Consider the following 14,265-nt stretch of genomic DNA (forward strand, 5'->3'; position numbering starts at 1 on the left):
GCGCGCAGCGCTGGCCGGAAGCGGGCGTTTACCGTATCCTGTCCGTCTTTGTATATCACCCGAGATTTCTAATGGCAAATTACGTCTACACCATGAATCGCGTGGGCAAAATCGTCCCGCCCAAGCGCCAGATTCTGAAAGATATTTCCCTCTCCTTCTTCCCAGGCGCGAAGATCGGCGTGCTGGGCCTGAACGGCTCCGGTAAATCGACGCTGCTGAAGATCATGGCAGGCATCGACACCGACATCCAGGGCGAAGCCGTGCCCATGCCGGGCCTTAACATCGGCTACCTGCCGCAGGAACCGCAGCTGGACCCGGAAAAGACCGTGCGCCAGGAAGTCGAATCGGGCCTGGGCGAAGTATTTGAAGCGCAAGCCAAGCTGGAAGCCGTGTACGCCGCGTACGCCGAGGAAGACGCCGATTTCGACGCCCTGGCCACGGAACAGGCGCGCCTGGAAGCGATCATTTCGACTTCCGACGGCGGCAATCTGAACCTGCAGCTGGAAATGGCCGCCGACGCGCTGCGCCTGCCGCCATGGGATGCCAAGGTCGGCGTGCTGTCCGGCGGTGAAAAACGCCGCGTGGCGCTGTGCAAGCTGCTGCTGTCGAAACCGGACATGCTGCTGCTCGACGAACCGACCAACCATCTGGATGCGGAATCGGTCGACTGGCTGGAACAATTCCTGCTGCGCTTCCCGGGCACCGTCGTGGCCATCACCCATGACCGCTACTTCCTCGACAACGCGGCAGAGTGGATCCTGGAGCTGGACCGCGGCAGCGGCATTCCATGGAAGGGCAATTACTCGACCTGGCTGGAGCAGAAGCAGGCCCGCCTGAAGCAGGAAGAGTCGACGGAATCGGCGCGCCAGAAGGCGCTGCAGAAGGAATTGGAATGGTCGCGCCAGAACCCGAAAGCGCGCCAGGCCAAGTCGAAGGCCCGCCTGGCCCGCTTCAACGAGCTGTCCGAGCACGAATACCAGAAACGCAACGAAACGCAGGAAATCTTCATTCCCGTGGCCGAACGCCTGGGCAATGACGTCATCGAGTTCAAGAACGTGTCGAAAGCGTTTGGCGACCGCCTGCTGATCGATAACCTGAGCTTTACCGTGCCGCCAGGCGCCATCGTCGGCATCATCGGCCCCAACGGCGCCGGTAAATCGACCCTGTTCAAGATGATCACCGGCAAGGAAACACCGGACAGCGGCGAAGTGGCCATCGGCCAGACGGCGCGCGTTTCCATCGTCGACCAGAACCGCGATTCGCTGGCCGACAACAAGTCCGTATTCGAGGACGTCTCCGGCGGCGCCGACATGCTGACCGTGGGCCGCTTCGAAATGCCGTCGCGCGCCTACCTGGGCCGCTTCAACTTCAAGGGCTCGGACCAGCAGAAACTCGTGGGTAACCTGTCCGGCGGCGAACGCGGCCGTCTGCACCTGGCCAAGACGTTGTTGATGGGCGGCAACGTGCTGCTGCTCGATGAACCGTCGAACGATCTGGACGTGGAAACCTTGCGCGCGTTGGAAGATGCTCTGCTGGAATTTGCCGGCAGCGTGATGGTCATCTCGCATGATCGCTGGTTCCTCGACCGTATCGCCACGCACATCCTGGCCTTCGAAGGCAACTCGCAGGTCACCTTCTTTGACGGCAACTATCAAGAGTACGAAGCCGACAAGAAGAAACGCCTGGGCGAAGAAGGCGCGAAACCAAAACGCATCCGCTACAAGCCTTTGACGACCTAAGTTTTACGTCTGGCCATGCAAAAAGGCAGTTACCTCGCGGTAACTGCCTTTTTTTTCAGCGCAGTTCTTAAAACCGTAGCCAGCGACAACGAGTTCTAGCCGAGAAACGCAACTGTGCCGAGGCACAGTGCGCATCGCAGACCAAATCGCGCGGCGCAGCCGGTTTTTAGAAATTGTAGCGGGCGCCCAGTGCCAGGCCCGTAGCCTTGCGGCCCTGGTCGGCGCTCTTGCCGAAGTGTTCCACTTCCGCCGTCAGCGAGACTTTCTCGTTGATCGCGTACTGCGCACCGACGGAAGCGTACACGCCCGTCTTGTCATTGCCGCTGATGCCGGTCGACAGGCCGGTGCCGCTCAGGCTATTCTTGACCTTGGCCACGCCCAGCTTGCCGAACACGCCAACCTTGTCCGTCACGGGCATGGTGGCCTTGCCGGCCAGGTAGTAGCCGTGCGAATCGCTCTTCACCTTGCCATTGCCGGCGCTGGTGACATAGCTGTAATCCTTGCTGCCGAAATCGGCGTAGCCGCCCTCGATCGCCCAGGTTTTATCGAAATCGTAACCGGCGAAGACCTTGGCACCGGCCTTGTAGCCGCTGTGATTATCGGCGCTGGTGGCGCCAGGAATATCGAAGTTATAACGGTTGCCCGTGATGCCGGCACCCACATAGGCGCCTTCGGCGTGCGCGGCGCTCATGCCGGTCAGTGCGGTAACGGAAGCGATCATTGCAAACAGGATTTTCTTTTTCATCATGTTCTCTCTTTCAATTAGTGAATGGTGCCTGAATTCGCAGTTCAGCGAAGTGCGATGCATACACAATAACAGCCGAAAAAAGCTACGTCTTTCTCCATTCCGTAAGAACTGTGACAAGATGTAAGCCGACATTCCAAACTGACAATAACGACAAAATGCGCCCCGTTGAGCGAACTTAAGCTAGACTTAAGAGAACAATTGAATTCCAACGAAGAGGAGAGGTGCATGCACAAACGCCAGTTTTTCGCCGCCGCCCTGGCTGCCACCGCCCTGCCCGCCATTGGCTGGGCGGCCCCCGCCGGCCCGCGTGGTCCGGCCCTGCTGACCGTGACGGGCAGCATCGACAAACCGAACCGGGGTCCGTTCGACGCCGTGCGCGACCAGATGATGCACAAGCAAAAGATCAGCTTTGAACGGGCGCGGGCGTTCGACTTCGCGGCGCTGGCGAACTTGCCGGCACGCACCATCCATCCCACGCTGGAATATGACGGCAAGGGACACGCCCTGCGCGGACCGCTACTGGTCGAGGTATTGAAGGCGGCCGGTGCGCCCGAGGAAGAGTCCGTGCGCCTGCTGCTGCGCGGCGTCGATGGCTATGCGGCGGCGCTGACCATGGCACAGGCGCGCGCGCAGCGTTTTATTGTCGCCACCCACCTCGACGGGCAGCCGATGGCGCTCGGCGGCCTGGGGCCGCTGTGGGCCATCCACGATGCGGACCGCATCGCGGCCGTGGCGGCCCTGCCCCTGGCCGAACGTTTCGCCAGTTGCCCGTGGGCCCTGTATCACATCGGTGTGGAAACGGCTTGATCTATCTACAACGCCAGGCAAGGCCGTCGCGAGCGGCAGTGAGGCCCGGCGCCCCCGCCGGCCTGAGAAGCGGCGCCGTGCGAATGCGCGCGGCCGCCGAAGCAGCGCATCGGCGGCCACAAATCACGACGCGCGGCCGGTGTTGACAGGCGTTTAGGCGTAGGCTTCGGCCATCGACATGACGCGCGGCGCGATGGCGATGCCATGCTCCTCGAACAGGGCCGTGATGGCCGCCAGGTTGTGCGTGCACTCGTCCGTCTTCCAGCCCTTGAAGATGTCCGTGCCATCCTTCTGGAAATGCAGATCGAGCACCTTGCCCTGGTCCTTGTGCAGGTAAGGCGAACTGTAGGTGTTTTCGTAGCCGAGCGCCTTCAGTTGTCCCAGCAAGGCATGCGGTGGATTGTCGGGGTCGGTGGCGAGGAACACGCCGAAGGTCTTGCCTGGCGGCTTGGCGGCGATATCGACTTCATAAATGCCGGGGGCCTTGCTGACGGACGTACTCTTTAAAAATAACATGCAACACTCCCTGCGCGTGGTGCCCTGCGCCGGAAACGGGCGGCAGGACAGGGGCGGTGCGCGATGATTCCCCTCATCAAATCTTATTGCCAATTTGCATCTTTGTCGACAAATCGGCACTTTTATTTGGTAAATCGTGGTTATCTTGTCGCGCCACCCGCTGTAAATTGCCAATAAATCTAGTTATCATTGCGCCAATACTCGGCCTGCTGCATACTTTTGGCTTGCGTCAAGATTGCCCCCCGGCCCTATCGTCTGGGCCAAGATCCGCGCGCCCCTGGCCTGCCCCATACCCGTCTCCATGCGCCTTCTGTCGATCAAGTACCGCCTGCTGCTGCTCCTGACCCTGATCCTGGGGGCGGGCTTCCTGGCCACCAGCCTGGCCAGCTACCTGGCGTCGCGCGAGGCCATCGAACACGGCATCGCCGACCAGACCCTGCCCTTGACGGGCGACAATATCTATTCCGAAATCCAGAAAGACATGCTGCGCCCCGTCTTCATCTCCTCGCTGATGGCGCACGACACCTTCGTGCGCGACTGGATACTTGCCGGCGAACGCGATCCGGCGCAGATCGTGCGCTACCTGGCCGAAGTCAAGAGGAAGTACGGCGCCATCACCAGCTTTCTCGTCTCCGACAAGAGCAGCAAATACTATTACGCCGAAGGCACCCTGAAATCCGTCAGCCCGCAGGCGACGCGCGACATCTGGTACTACCGCGTGCGCGCCATGGACAAGAGCGACTATGAAACGAATGTCGACGTCGACATGGCCAACCGCGACAGCATGACCATCTTCATCAACCACCGCGTGTATGACTACCATGGCCAGTTCATCGGCGCCACCGGCATCGGCCTGACCCTGGCCACCATGAGCCACATCATCGACCGCTACCAGGCGCGCTTCCACCGCAATATCTATTTTGTCGATGGCAGCGGCAACCTGGTCCTGGCGGGCAAGAGCATGCGCGACGGCCACGGCAATATCCGCAACCTGCCCGGCATCAGCGCCATCGCCGGCCAGATCATCAACCACCAGAGCGCGCCGACACACCTGTCCTACCAGCTGGGGCGCGCGGAAATCCTCGTCAACTCGCGCTTCATCCCCGAACTGGGCTGGTACCTGGTGGTCGAGCAGAATGTCAGCGACGAGGTCAGGTCGCTGCAGCGCGTGTTCATCCTGAACCTGGCCATCAGCTTTGGCGTCACCCTGCTGGTACTGGTCTTGACCTTGCTGACGGTGAACCGCTACCAGCGCCGCATCGAGCGCATCGCCTCGACCGACGCGCTGACCGGCTTGCTGAACCGCCAGTCGCTGGAATTGCTGTTCCAGCGCGCCATGCTCCTGTCCAGGCGCCAGGCGCAGCCGATGTCGGCCATCCTCTTCGACATCGATTTCTTCAAGCGCGTCAACGATACCCACGGCCACCTGTGGGGCGACAAGGTCATTCGCGGCGTGGCCGACGTGGCGCGCGCCACCGTGCGCGAAAGCGACGTCATCACGCGCTGGGGAGGCGAGGAATACCTGGTATTGCTGAACAATTGCAGCCTGGCGCAGGCGCTGGAAGTGGCGGAAAACCTGCGTACCGCCGTCGAACGCCACGATTTCGGCATGCCGGCGCCGCACGTGCCCGTGACGATCAGCCTGGGCGTGGCCGAATACCGGCTGGACGAAAGCGAATCGGCCTTCTTTTCACGCGCCGACAGCGCCCTGTACCAGGCAAAACAGCATGGACGCAATGGCGTCCATGCGAGTTGAGTCACTCGCCGATTGACTGCGCGCGCTTGCGCCGGGCCAGCGCCTGCGTGGGCGCCACCAGAGACCGGTACAACTCGCCCGTGGCGGCATCCCATTGCTGCACCGCCTGCTGCTGGCGCGCCACGGTCGCCAGGTCGCCGCGCGCGATGGGGCCGCTGAGCGCGGGCGCCGCGCCCAGGCGGAACACATTCGCCACCGCTTCCGTCACCAGGGGCTGCGCCAGTTCGCGCGCCACGGCTTCGGGGATGCCGGCCGCCTGGTAGGCGCGCAGGGCGGCATCGAGCACCGTCACCAGGTAATTGCTGGCAAACACGGCGGCGGCGTGGTACAGGGTCTTGGCGGCCGGATCGATGGGCACGGGACGCGCGCCGATGGCGATCAGGGCTGGCGTCAGGAAGGCTAGCGCCAGCGCATCGCCCTCCACGCCACAGAATGTGCCGTCAAACGTGGCGGCCACCTGTTGCGGGTCGGCAAAGCTGCGGATCGGGTGGGCGCTGGCCACCGATGCACCGGCCTGCGTGGCCGCCAGCAGCACGTTCGAGGCCAGCGCGCCGCTGCAGTGAAACACGATGGCGCCCGCCTGGCGTCCCTCGGCCACCAGCGCCGCGCAGGCCGCGCCGATCTGGTCGTCGGAGACAGCCAGCAGCGTGACATCGGCATGCCGCAAGGCCGCATAGCGGTCGACGGGCGTGCCGGCGCCGATGAAATCGACGGCCGCTTGCGCCGACGCCATCGAGCGCGTCAGCACGTCCTGCACCAGGATGTTTCCGCCATGCGTGCCGTCCACGCCGGCGAACAGGCGGCCCAGCACGCGGCCCACGTGGCCGGCGCCGATGATATTGAGGGTCACGTTCATGGCTGCCTAGAAGCTGGAACCGGGCTGGCGCAGGAATGTCACCTCTGGCGGCGTGGACGCGCGCCCGAGGATGGCGTTACGGTGCGGGAAGCGGCCAAAGCGGGCGATCACCTCCTGGTGGCGCGCGGCATAATCGAGCATGCCGTCAAAACCCGGCTGCGCCTGCGACAGCAGCTGGAATAGTTCGACGGCGCGCGCCTGCATGGCCAGGTCTTCCGCATGCTCGAACGGCAGATACACAAAGGCGCGCAGCATCGGCGCCAGTTGCCGGTCAAGCCCCTGCTCCGTCATCGACACGGCCAGCGCCAGCGCCTGGGGGTCGCCGGCAAACGCGCGCGGCGTGCCGCGGTAGACATTGCGCGTCAACTGGTCGAGCACGATGAGGCGCGCCAGCGCGCCGTGCGGCGTCGCTTCCCAGTCGCGCAGGCCGCCATCGATGGCGGCATCGATCAGCGCGCCGAAGCGGTCGCGTATCTGCGCATCGAAGCCGTCATCCTTGCGGAACCATGCCGCGCGCGCCTGGCCGTAGCCGGGCTCGTCCGGTGGCAAAAACCAGAAATCGAGTACTGCCTGCGCCTGCGTATCCATGCTCATCCTTGTCAACGTGCAACCTAGTTGCGGGCATGCGACAGCTGGAAGCCGGCGATGCCCTCGAAAGCGGCCAGTTCGGCCGACATGGCGGACAGGCTGGCGCCCGTGTTCTTGCCATGCGCGATGGCGACGAAGCGCCACTCCTGCATGCCGTCGGTGCTGCCGATGGTCAGCGAGCCGCCGGCGATATCGTAACCGCGCTTGGCGGCCATGCGCCGCAGCGCATCCTCGCGCGGAATGAAGTCGCGCTTGAAGCGCATGGTGATGGCCACGGCGTGGCGCGACGGCAGCCAGTTTTCCAGTTTCGACAGGAAAATCATCGCCATCGCGCACAGGAAGGCCAGCCCCATGGCCGACAGATAAAAGCCGATGCCGACCATGATGCCGATCACGGACGAGGCCCAGATCGAGGCGGCCGTCGTCAGGCCGCTGATGTTGAAGCCCTCGCGCATGATGACGCCGGCGCCGAGGAAACCCACGCCCGTGACGATGCCCTGGATGACGCGCGTCGGATCGCTGCCGACGATGGCGCCATGGCCGCCGTACCAGAACTCGGGGTAGCCGCCCAGCACCGTCAGCGCTGCCGAGGCCATGCAGACGAGGCTGTAAGTGCGCATGCCGGCCGCGCGGCCGTGATACGAGCGCTCGTAGCCCACCAGCAAGCCCAGCAGCAGCGCGCCCAGCATGTTCAGCAGGATCACGCCATTCGTCGCCAGCTCGGCCGGCGACCAGTAGGCACGCAGGAAGTCGATGGTTGGCATGCTAAGGTTTTTTTGTCAGCTGCTTTTCAAACGCCACATCGAGCTTGCTGACGCGGCGCGCCTTTTGCGGCCCCAGGCCATTGACGAAGGCGACAAAGGCGTCGAGTTCCAGCGGCGGGCACAGAGGCGGCAAGCCGGGGCCCTCCGTGAGGAAGAACAGTTCGTCGCCGGTGCGCGCCATCGTGTACAGGCGGTTGCCGCTGCGTTCCTTGAGCCGCTCGATGGCGGAGGTGGCACGGGTCGAGCGCATCAGATGGCTCCCGTGCGCTGTTCCAGCCACGCCAGCGCGTCACCGGACAACAGCGGCGACAGGCGCGCGCGCACGGTGGCGTGGTAGTCGTTCAGCCAGGCCGCCTCGTCGTCGCGCAGCAGCGCACGTTCCACGCAGCGCGTGTCGATCGGGCACAGGGTCAATGTTTCGAAGCGCAGGAATTCGCCGAACGGCGTCGTCCCCGCGGCTACGTTGAGCACCAGGTTCTCGATGCGGATGCCCCATTGGCCGGGACGGTAGATGCCCGGCTCGACGGAGGTGATCATGCCCGGCTCCATGGCCGTCTGCGGCTCCGGCATGGCGGACTGGGAAATCGATTGCGGCCCCTCGTGCACGTTGAGGAAGAAGCCCACGCCATGGCCCGTGCCGTGGCCGAAGTCGATACCCTCTGCCCACAGCGGCGCGCGGGCGATGGCGTCGAGCATCGGCGACTTCACGCCGCGCGGGAACTGCGCGCGCGACAGGGCGATCATGCTGCGCAAGACCAGCGTGAAATCGCGCTTGTGCTCTGCCGTGATGCTGCCGACGGGGACCACGCGCGTGATATCCGTGGTGCCGCCCAGGTACTGACCGCCCGAGTCGATCAGCAGCAAGCCGTCACCCTCGATGGTGGCGGCCGAATCCGCATGGGCGTGGTAATGCATGATGGCGCCATGCGCATTGAAGCCGGCGATGGTGCCGAAACTGGGGCTGACGAAATGCGCGCGGCGCGCGCGGGCGGCCGTCAGGTGCTCGTCGACGCCGATTTCCGTCAATGGCGCGCGCTGCGGATCGGCCAGGGTGGCATCGAGCCAGCTGAAAAACTCGCACAGGGCGGCGCCATCGTGCTCCATGGCGGCGCGCACGTGGGCTGCCTCGGCGTCCGTCTTGCGCGACTTGGCAAACGTGGTGGGATTGATGGCTTCCACCACGCGCACCGGCTCTGGCACGGCCTGGCGCGTGCCGAACGTGATGCGGCGCGGGTCGAGCAGCAGGGTGGCGCTGGCGGGCAAGGCGGCCAGCGCGGCTCCCGCGCGCTCATACGCGGCCACGTCCACGCCCTGCGCTTCCAGGCTGGCGCGCAGGGCCGCCGGCAGCTTGCCGTCGGCGACGAACAGGGTGGCGCGTTCCGGCCCCACCAGCGCGTGGGCGAGGAAGACGGGGTTGTAGTTGACGTCGGCGCCGCGCAGGTTGAACAGGTAGGCGATATCGTCCAGTGTGGAAATCACATGATGGCTGGCGCCGTGCGCGGCCATGCTGGCGCGCAGGGCCGCCAGTTTTTCCGTGCGCGACAGCGATGGATAGGCCGCCGCATGTTCATACACGGGCGCGGTGGGCATGGCCGGACGACCCGGCCACACGGCTTGCAGCAGGTCGATATCGGTGCGCAGGATCACGCGCGCGCCCAGCGCCTGTTGCAGCAGGCGCGCATTGGCCAGGCCCAGCACGGCGCCATCGACGGCCACCGTCTGCCCCGGCAGCATGGTCTCGCCCAGCCAGTCGATATACAGCACGCTGGCGCCGGACGGGATTTTCTTCAGGACGATGCCGCTGCCGGCCAGTTCCGTCTCCGCCTGCTCCCAATAGCGGCCATCGGTCCACACGCCGGCAAACTCCTGCGTGACGACCAGGGTGCCGACGGACCCCGTAAAGCCCGACAGCCACTCGCGGCCCTGCCAGCGGGCCGGCAGGTACTCGGACAAATGCGGGTCGGCCGACGGCACGATGCAGGCGTCGATGTTCTGCGCGCGCATGGCGCCGCGCAGTTGCGACAAACGGGAGGCGGGAGTGGCTTGGTCAGGTGTCTGCATGGGGACGAAAAGAGCGGTGCTGGGAAGCGCCTATGATACCCCGATTAGTCCGGGTAAGACACTGCGCATGGCGAGCGCCGTCCCGGCCCTGGCTATGCGCGCCTGGCCAGGGCTTTTTCCGCCGGCTTCAGATTGCGCTCAAGTTTTTTGCGTATGCCCGCGTGACGCACCTGCGCCAGCGCCGTGCGCAGGGCTTCCACGCTTGCCGGCGTGGGGATGGTTTCCACGCCATGGCCCAGGGCCATGGCCAGCGACTGCGATGGCGCGCTCCTGGCCGTGCCAGGCGCCACGCACGCCTGCGGCAGCAAGGTGGCGATGACAGGCGCAAACCAGCCCTCATCGCGGTAGGACGCCACCCGCGCGGCGCGCGCCAGCACACCGGAATCGGCCGTGGCAAAGGCCGCGTCGGCGACATATGGCAGCTGGCCGGCATGGATGGCGTCGAGGTGCCGCGCCGCTTCCTCCAGGATGGCGCGCGAAAACTCCGCATACGCGACGTCTTCGGCCAGCACTTGCGCGGGATCCGTGTCGCCGATGTCGTCGCGGCTCCAGTGCCCGCAATGCGGCGAGCGGGCCAGCGCCAGCAGCGAGGCATCGCACAGCTGCGGCAGCAAGGCCAGTTCGCGCAGGGTCAGCGGCATCGGCAGCAGGGCGTGGCGCGCCTGCATGGCCGCGTCCAGCCGCGCCAGCGCCTTGGCGCCGGCCAGGCGCGCCTGCAGGAACGACTGGTAGTGCTGCTCGGTCAGGCGCTTCATTTCGTCCATCGACACATCACTCTCCATCATCGGCCTCGTAGCGGCGCAAGCCTTCCAGGTCCAGCACGCGGATGCCGCCGTAATCGAGGCGCAACAAGCCTTTCTTTTCCAGCACCTGCAAGGCCTGGTTGGCGCGCTGGCGCGAGGAGCCGGACAACAGGCCGATCTCTTCCTGCGACAGCTGCACCAGCGTCTCCACGCCCGGGTACAGGTGCGAATTGAACATCGACGCCAGGCAGCGCGCCACGCGCGTGTTCAGGTCGAGCAGGCGCTCGTTTTCCACCATGCCGATGAACTGTCCCAGGCGCTCGTTCAGCTGCATCAGCAGGAAGCGCGTAAATGGCAGGCTCGTTTCCAGCAGCCAGTGGAAGGTGGCGCCGGGCAGGCGCGCCACGCGCGTGTCGCGCAGGGCCATGGTGTCGTATTTGCGGATCTCGTTTTTCAGCAGCGAACCTTCGCCGAACCAGCTGCCGGGCGGCACGCCGATGAAGGTCATGGCCTTGCCGGAAGCGGAAAAATTATTCATCTTGACCATGCCGCTGATGACGCCGATCCAGTTGTCCACCGGTTCGCCCTTGCGGCACACAAAGCCGCCTTTCGGCACGAAGGTTTCAAACACATCCGCCTCGACCCGGGCCATTTGCACGGAATCGAGCAGCTGCGCCCAGTTGGCCGCGCGCACGGCATCCTTGAGGCTGATATCAGGATTGGTCATTGTGCGATGCACCATCGAAAAGTGGGTAAATGTCCCCGAAAAGACAACTTGGCAAACTAACGCAAGCTACTATCATTGCACAAACGCCTTACACATAAAAAACACAGAGCGCCATCCAACGAGGTGGGGCCTGAGACAAGCAACAGGGAGACACTGGTGCAAACGCATACCACAGCAACAATGCCAACTTTTCCGCGGCGCTTATTGCAACACGGGACGGTACGATCCGACAAGCCCGCATTTCGCGAAAAACACCTGGGCATCTGGCAAACCTGGACCTGGCTGGAAGTCAACGACGAGGTGCGCGCACTGGCCTGCGGCCTGGCCGCCATCGGTTTCCAGCGCGGCATGAACCTGGCCATCATCGGCGACAACCGTCCCCGCCTCTACTGGGCCATGCTGGCCGCGCAGAGCCTGGGCGGCGTACCGGTGCCACTGTATCAGGACGCGCCGGCCGCCGACATGGCCTACGTGCTGCAGGATGCGGAAATCCGCTACGCCATCGTCGAAGACCAGGAGCAGGTCGACAAGCTGCTCGAACTCCAGGCACTGTATCCGCACGTCGCCCACATCGCCTACGACGATGAACGGGGCATGCGCCACTACCGCCAGCCCGAACTCATTTCCTTTGCCGGCCTGCAGGCGCTGGGGCGGGTCTACGACCGCGAACATCCGGGCTTTTACGAGGCATCCGTGGAGGCAGGCCGTGGCAGCGACTCGGCCGTCATCCTGTACACCTCGGGCACCACGGGCAAACCCAAGGGCGTATGCCAGAGCCACACGGCGCTGCTGGCCGCCGGCGAAGGCGGCGTGGCCTTCGACCAGCTCACCGACAACGAAGACATCCTGTCCTACCTGCCCATGGCCTGGGTCGGCGACTGCCTGTTCTCGCTGGCGCAGGCCATGGTGGCAGGCTTCACCGTCAATTGCCCCGAATCGGGCGACACGGTGATGATCGACATGCGCGAAATCGGCCCCACCTGCTATTTCGCGCCGCCGCGCGTGTTCGAGAACATGCTCACCAGCGTGATGATACGCATGGAGGATGCGAGCGCCATCAAGCGCCGCATGTTCAGCCACTTCATGGACGTGGCCAAGCGCTGCGGCGCGCAGATTTTGGATGGCAAGCCAGTCTCCCTGGCCGACCGCCTCAGCTATCAACTGGGCGACATCCTCGTCTACGGCCCCCTGAAAAACGTGCTGGGACTGACGCGCGTGCGCGTCGCCTACACGGCCGGCGCCGCCATCGGCCCCGACCTGTTCCGCTTCTACCGCTCGATCGGCGTCAACCTCAAGCAATTGTACGGTTCCACCGAAACCTGCGCCTATGTATGCTTGCAACCGGACGGCAATATCAGGTTCGACAGCGTCGGCCTGCCGGCGCCGGGCGTGGAAGTGAAACTGGCGCACAACGGCGAAGTGCTGGTCAAGTCGCAGGCGACCATGAGCGGCTACTTCAAGCGCCCCGACGCGACGAGCGAAGTGATCGACGCGGACGGCTATTTCCACACGGGCGACGCGGGCGTCTTCGACAGCGAAGGTCACCTGAAAATCATCGACCGCGCGGCCGACGTGGGCAAGATGAACTGCGGCGCCATCTTCGCGCCGAACTACATCGAAAACAAGCTCAAGTTCTTCCCCTTCATCAAGGAAGTGGTGGCCTTCGGCCATGCGCGCGACCAGGTCTGCGCCTTCATCAACATCGACATCGAAGCGGTCGGCAACTGGTCCGAGCGGCGCGGCATCGCCTATTCCGGCTACACCGACCTGGCGGCCCGCGCCGAGACGTATGGCCTGATCCGCGACTGCATCGAGCAAGTCAACGCCGAACTGGCGGCCGACCCGCTGATGGACCGCACCCAGGTGCACCGCTTCCTGGTGCTGCACAAGGAACTCGATCCGGACGACGACGAACTGACCCGCACGCGCAAGGTGCGCCGCAAATTCATCGCCGAAAAGTACGCGGTGCTGATCTCTGCCCTGTATGAGGGCAAGGCGACGCAATACATCGAGACCCAGGTGAAATTCGAGGATGGCCGCACCGGTTCGACCAGCGCCGACCTGCAGATCTGGGACAGCAAAACGTATCCGGCCCTGGGCGCGGCCGCATGATGGAGCACAGCACGATGCAAATGAACGAACCCGATGTCCATTTCGGCACGGCCCGCAAGACCGGCCCCGTGATCCTGGACCTGAAGAATATCTCGCTGTCGTTCGGCGGCGTGAAGGCGCTGACCGATATTTCCTTCGACGTCAGGCAGCATGAAATCCGCGCCATCATCGGCCCGAACGGCGCCGGCAAAAGCTCGATGCTCAACGTGATCAACGGCGTGTACCGCCCGCAGCAGGGCGAGATCATCTACCGCGGCGAACACCGGCGCGGCATGGATTGCTACCAGGCCGCCAAGTCCGGCATCGCGCGCACCTTCCAGAACATCGCCCTGTTCAAGGGCATGACGGTGCTCGACAACATCATGACGGGACGTAACCTGAAGATGAAGTCGAACTTCCTGCTGCAGGCCCTGTACTGGGGACCGGCGCGGCGCGAGGAAATCGAGCACCGCAAGAAGGCCGAGGAAATCATCGACTTCCTGGAAATCCAGGCAATCCGCAAGACGCCCGTGGGACGATTGCCGTACGGCCTGCAAAAGCGCGTGGAACTGGGCCGCGCGCTGGTGGCCGAGCCGGAAATCCTGCTGCTCGATGAACCGATGGCCGGCATGAACGTGGAAGAAAAACAGGACATGTGCCGCTTCATCCTCGACGTCAACGACCAGCTGGGCACGACCATCGTGCTGATCGAGCACGACATGGGCGTGGTGATGGATATCTCCGACCGCGTGGTGGTGCTCGACTACGGCAAGAAGATCGGCGACGGCACGCCCGACGAGGTGCGCAGCAACCAGGATGTCATCAACGCCTATCTCGGCGTGGCGCACTAGACGAGGAATAGCCATGAA

General features: G+C 64.2%; 14 protein-coding genes. 5 read left to right on the forward strand and 9 right to left on the reverse strand.

The window, feature by feature from the left end; all coding sequences use genetic code 11:
* Positions 1 to 71: 71 nt before the first annotated feature.
* Positions 72 to 1,739: an energy-dependent translational throttle protein EttA gene (gene ettA, locus YQ44_RS26090; protein ID WP_071325850.1), complete on the forward strand. Its 1,668-nt coding sequence runs from the start codon at positions 72 to 74 to the stop codon at positions 1,737 to 1,739.
* A gap of 166 nt (positions 1,740 to 1,905) precedes the next feature.
* Here ettA and YQ44_RS26095 read toward each other — a convergent pair whose 3' ends face one another.
* A complete protein-coding gene (locus YQ44_RS26095; RefSeq protein ID WP_071325851.1) occupies positions 1,906 to 2,487 on the reverse strand; it encodes a porin family protein in 582 nt (193 codons plus the stop codon).
* A 225-nt stretch (positions 2,488 to 2,712) separates the two neighbouring features.
* Here YQ44_RS26095 and YQ44_RS26100 point away from each other — a divergent pair, with 225 nt between their 5' ends.
* Positions 2,713 to 3,294: a molybdopterin-dependent oxidoreductase gene (locus YQ44_RS26100; RefSeq protein ID WP_071325852.1), complete on the forward strand. Its 582-nt coding sequence runs from the start codon at positions 2,713 to 2,715 to the stop codon at positions 3,292 to 3,294.
* 153 nt (positions 3,295 to 3,447) lie between these two features.
* Here the strand turns inward: YQ44_RS26100 and YQ44_RS26105 are convergent, their stop codons facing one another.
* Positions 3,448 to 3,810, reverse strand: a complete 363-nt coding sequence (locus YQ44_RS26105) for a hypothetical protein (RefSeq protein WP_071325853.1) — start codon at positions 3,808 to 3,810, stop codon at positions 3,448 to 3,450.
* A 235-nt stretch (positions 3,811 to 4,045) separates the two neighbouring features.
* Between YQ44_RS26105 and YQ44_RS26110 the strand changes: the two genes are divergently transcribed.
* On the forward strand, positions 4,046 to 5,566 hold the full coding sequence (locus tag YQ44_RS26110; protein WP_232251000.1) for a sensor domain-containing diguanylate cyclase: 1,521 nt from the start codon (positions 4,046 to 4,048) through the stop codon (positions 5,564 to 5,566).
* A gap of 1 nt (position 5,567) precedes the next feature.
* On the opposite strand, the gene YQ44_RS26115 is transcribed toward YQ44_RS26110, so the two are convergent.
* From YQ44_RS26115 to YQ44_RS26145, 7 genes are all read right to left on the reverse strand, one after another.
* On the reverse strand, positions 5,568 to 6,422 hold the full coding sequence (locus YQ44_RS26115) for a Rossmann-like and DUF2520 domain-containing protein (protein ID WP_071325855.1): 855 nt from the start codon (positions 6,420 to 6,422) through the stop codon (positions 5,568 to 5,570).
* A gap of 6 nt (positions 6,423 to 6,428) precedes the next feature.
* Complete coding sequence (locus YQ44_RS26120; protein WP_071325856.1) at positions 6,429 to 7,016, reverse strand: DUF924 family protein; 588 nt, start codon at positions 7,014 to 7,016, stop codon at positions 6,429 to 6,431.
* Positions 7,017 to 7,033: 17 nt separating this feature from the next.
* Entirely contained in the window at positions 7,034 to 7,774 is a 741-nt protein-coding gene (locus tag YQ44_RS26125) for an MgtC/SapB family protein (RefSeq protein WP_071325857.1), read from the reverse strand.
* A gap of 1 nt (position 7,775) precedes the next feature.
* Entirely contained in the window at positions 7,776 to 8,024 is a 249-nt protein-coding gene (locus tag YQ44_RS26130; RefSeq protein WP_071325858.1) for a hypothetical protein, read from the reverse strand.
* Positions 8,024 to 9,835, reverse strand: coding sequence for an aminopeptidase P family protein (locus tag YQ44_RS26135; RefSeq protein ID WP_071325859.1), 1,812 nt, complete (start codon positions 9,833 to 9,835; stop codon positions 8,024 to 8,026). The genes YQ44_RS26130 and YQ44_RS26135 overlap by 1 nt, the downstream gene beginning before the upstream one ends.
* A 92-nt stretch (positions 9,836 to 9,927) precedes the next feature.
* Positions 9,928 to 10,620: a hypothetical protein gene (locus tag YQ44_RS26140; RefSeq protein ID WP_156894981.1), complete on the reverse strand. Its 693-nt coding sequence runs from the start codon at positions 10,618 to 10,620 to the stop codon at positions 9,928 to 9,930.
* Positions 10,607 to 11,305 carry a Crp/Fnr family transcriptional regulator gene (locus YQ44_RS26145; protein WP_071325861.1) on the reverse strand — a complete coding sequence of 233 codons (699 nt, stop codon included), beginning with the start codon at positions 11,303 to 11,305 and terminating at the stop codon, positions 10,607 to 10,609. The genes YQ44_RS26140 and YQ44_RS26145 overlap by 14 nt, the downstream gene beginning before the upstream one ends.
* A 180-nt stretch (positions 11,306 to 11,485) precedes the next feature.
* On the opposite strand from YQ44_RS26145, the gene YQ44_RS26150 reads away from it, so the two are divergent.
* Both YQ44_RS26150 and YQ44_RS26155 read left to right on the forward strand, forming a co-directional pair.
* A complete protein-coding gene (locus YQ44_RS26150; protein WP_071325862.1) occupies positions 11,486 to 13,417 on the forward strand; it encodes an AMP-binding protein in 1,932 nt (643 codons plus the stop codon).
* A 14-nt stretch (positions 13,418 to 13,431) separates the two neighbouring features.
* Positions 13,432 to 14,247, forward strand: a complete 816-nt coding sequence (locus tag YQ44_RS26155; protein WP_071326766.1) for an ABC transporter ATP-binding protein — start codon at positions 13,432 to 13,434, stop codon at positions 14,245 to 14,247.
* The last annotated feature ends 18 nt before the right edge of the window (positions 14,248 to 14,265 follow it).

Source organism: Janthinobacterium sp. 1_2014MBL_MicDiv, assembly GCF_001865675.1.
Lineage (GTDB): Bacteria > Pseudomonadota > Gammaproteobacteria > Burkholderiales > Burkholderiaceae_D > Janthinobacterium.

Coding starts and splice junctions, on each gene's coding strand:
- YQ44_RS26140 (WP_156894981.1), bottom strand. CDS start 10,620: ATGATGGAGAGTGATGTGTCGATGGACGAAATGAAGCGCCTGACCGAG.
- ettA (WP_071325850.1), top strand. CDS start 72: ATGGCAAATTACGTCTACACCATGAATCGCGTGGGCAAAATCGTCCCG.
- YQ44_RS26150 (WP_071325862.1), top strand. CDS start 11,486: ATGCCAACTTTTCCGCGGCGCTTATTGCAACACGGGACGGTACGATCC.
- YQ44_RS26130 (WP_071325858.1), bottom strand. CDS start 8,024: ATGCGCTCGACCCGTGCCACCTCCGCCATCGAGCGGCTCAAGGAACGC.
- YQ44_RS26155 (WP_071326766.1), top strand. CDS start 13,432: ATGCAAATGAACGAACCCGATGTCCATTTCGGCACGGCCCGCAAGACC.
- YQ44_RS26115 (WP_071325855.1), bottom strand. CDS start 6,422: ATGAACGTGACCCTCAATATCATCGGCGCCGGCCACGTGGGCCGCGTG.
- YQ44_RS26105 (WP_071325853.1), bottom strand. CDS start 3,810: ATGTTATTTTTAAAGAGTACGTCCGTCAGCAAGGCCCCCGGCATTTAT.
- YQ44_RS26100 (WP_071325852.1), top strand. CDS start 2,713: ATGCACAAACGCCAGTTTTTCGCCGCCGCCCTGGCTGCCACCGCCCTG.
- YQ44_RS26125 (WP_071325857.1), bottom strand. CDS start 7,774: ATGCCAACCATCGACTTCCTGCGTGCCTACTGGTCGCCGGCCGAGCTG.
- YQ44_RS26095 (WP_071325851.1), bottom strand. CDS start 2,487: ATGATGAAAAAGAAAATCCTGTTTGCAATGATCGCTTCCGTTACCGCA.
- YQ44_RS26135 (WP_071325859.1), bottom strand. CDS start 9,835: ATGCAGACACCTGACCAAGCCACTCCCGCCTCCCGTTTGTCGCAACTG.
- YQ44_RS26145 (WP_071325861.1), bottom strand. CDS start 11,305: ATGACCAATCCTGATATCAGCCTCAAGGATGCCGTGCGCGCGGCCAAC.
- YQ44_RS26120 (WP_071325856.1), bottom strand. CDS start 7,016: ATGAGCATGGATACGCAGGCGCAGGCAGTACTCGATTTCTGGTTTTTG.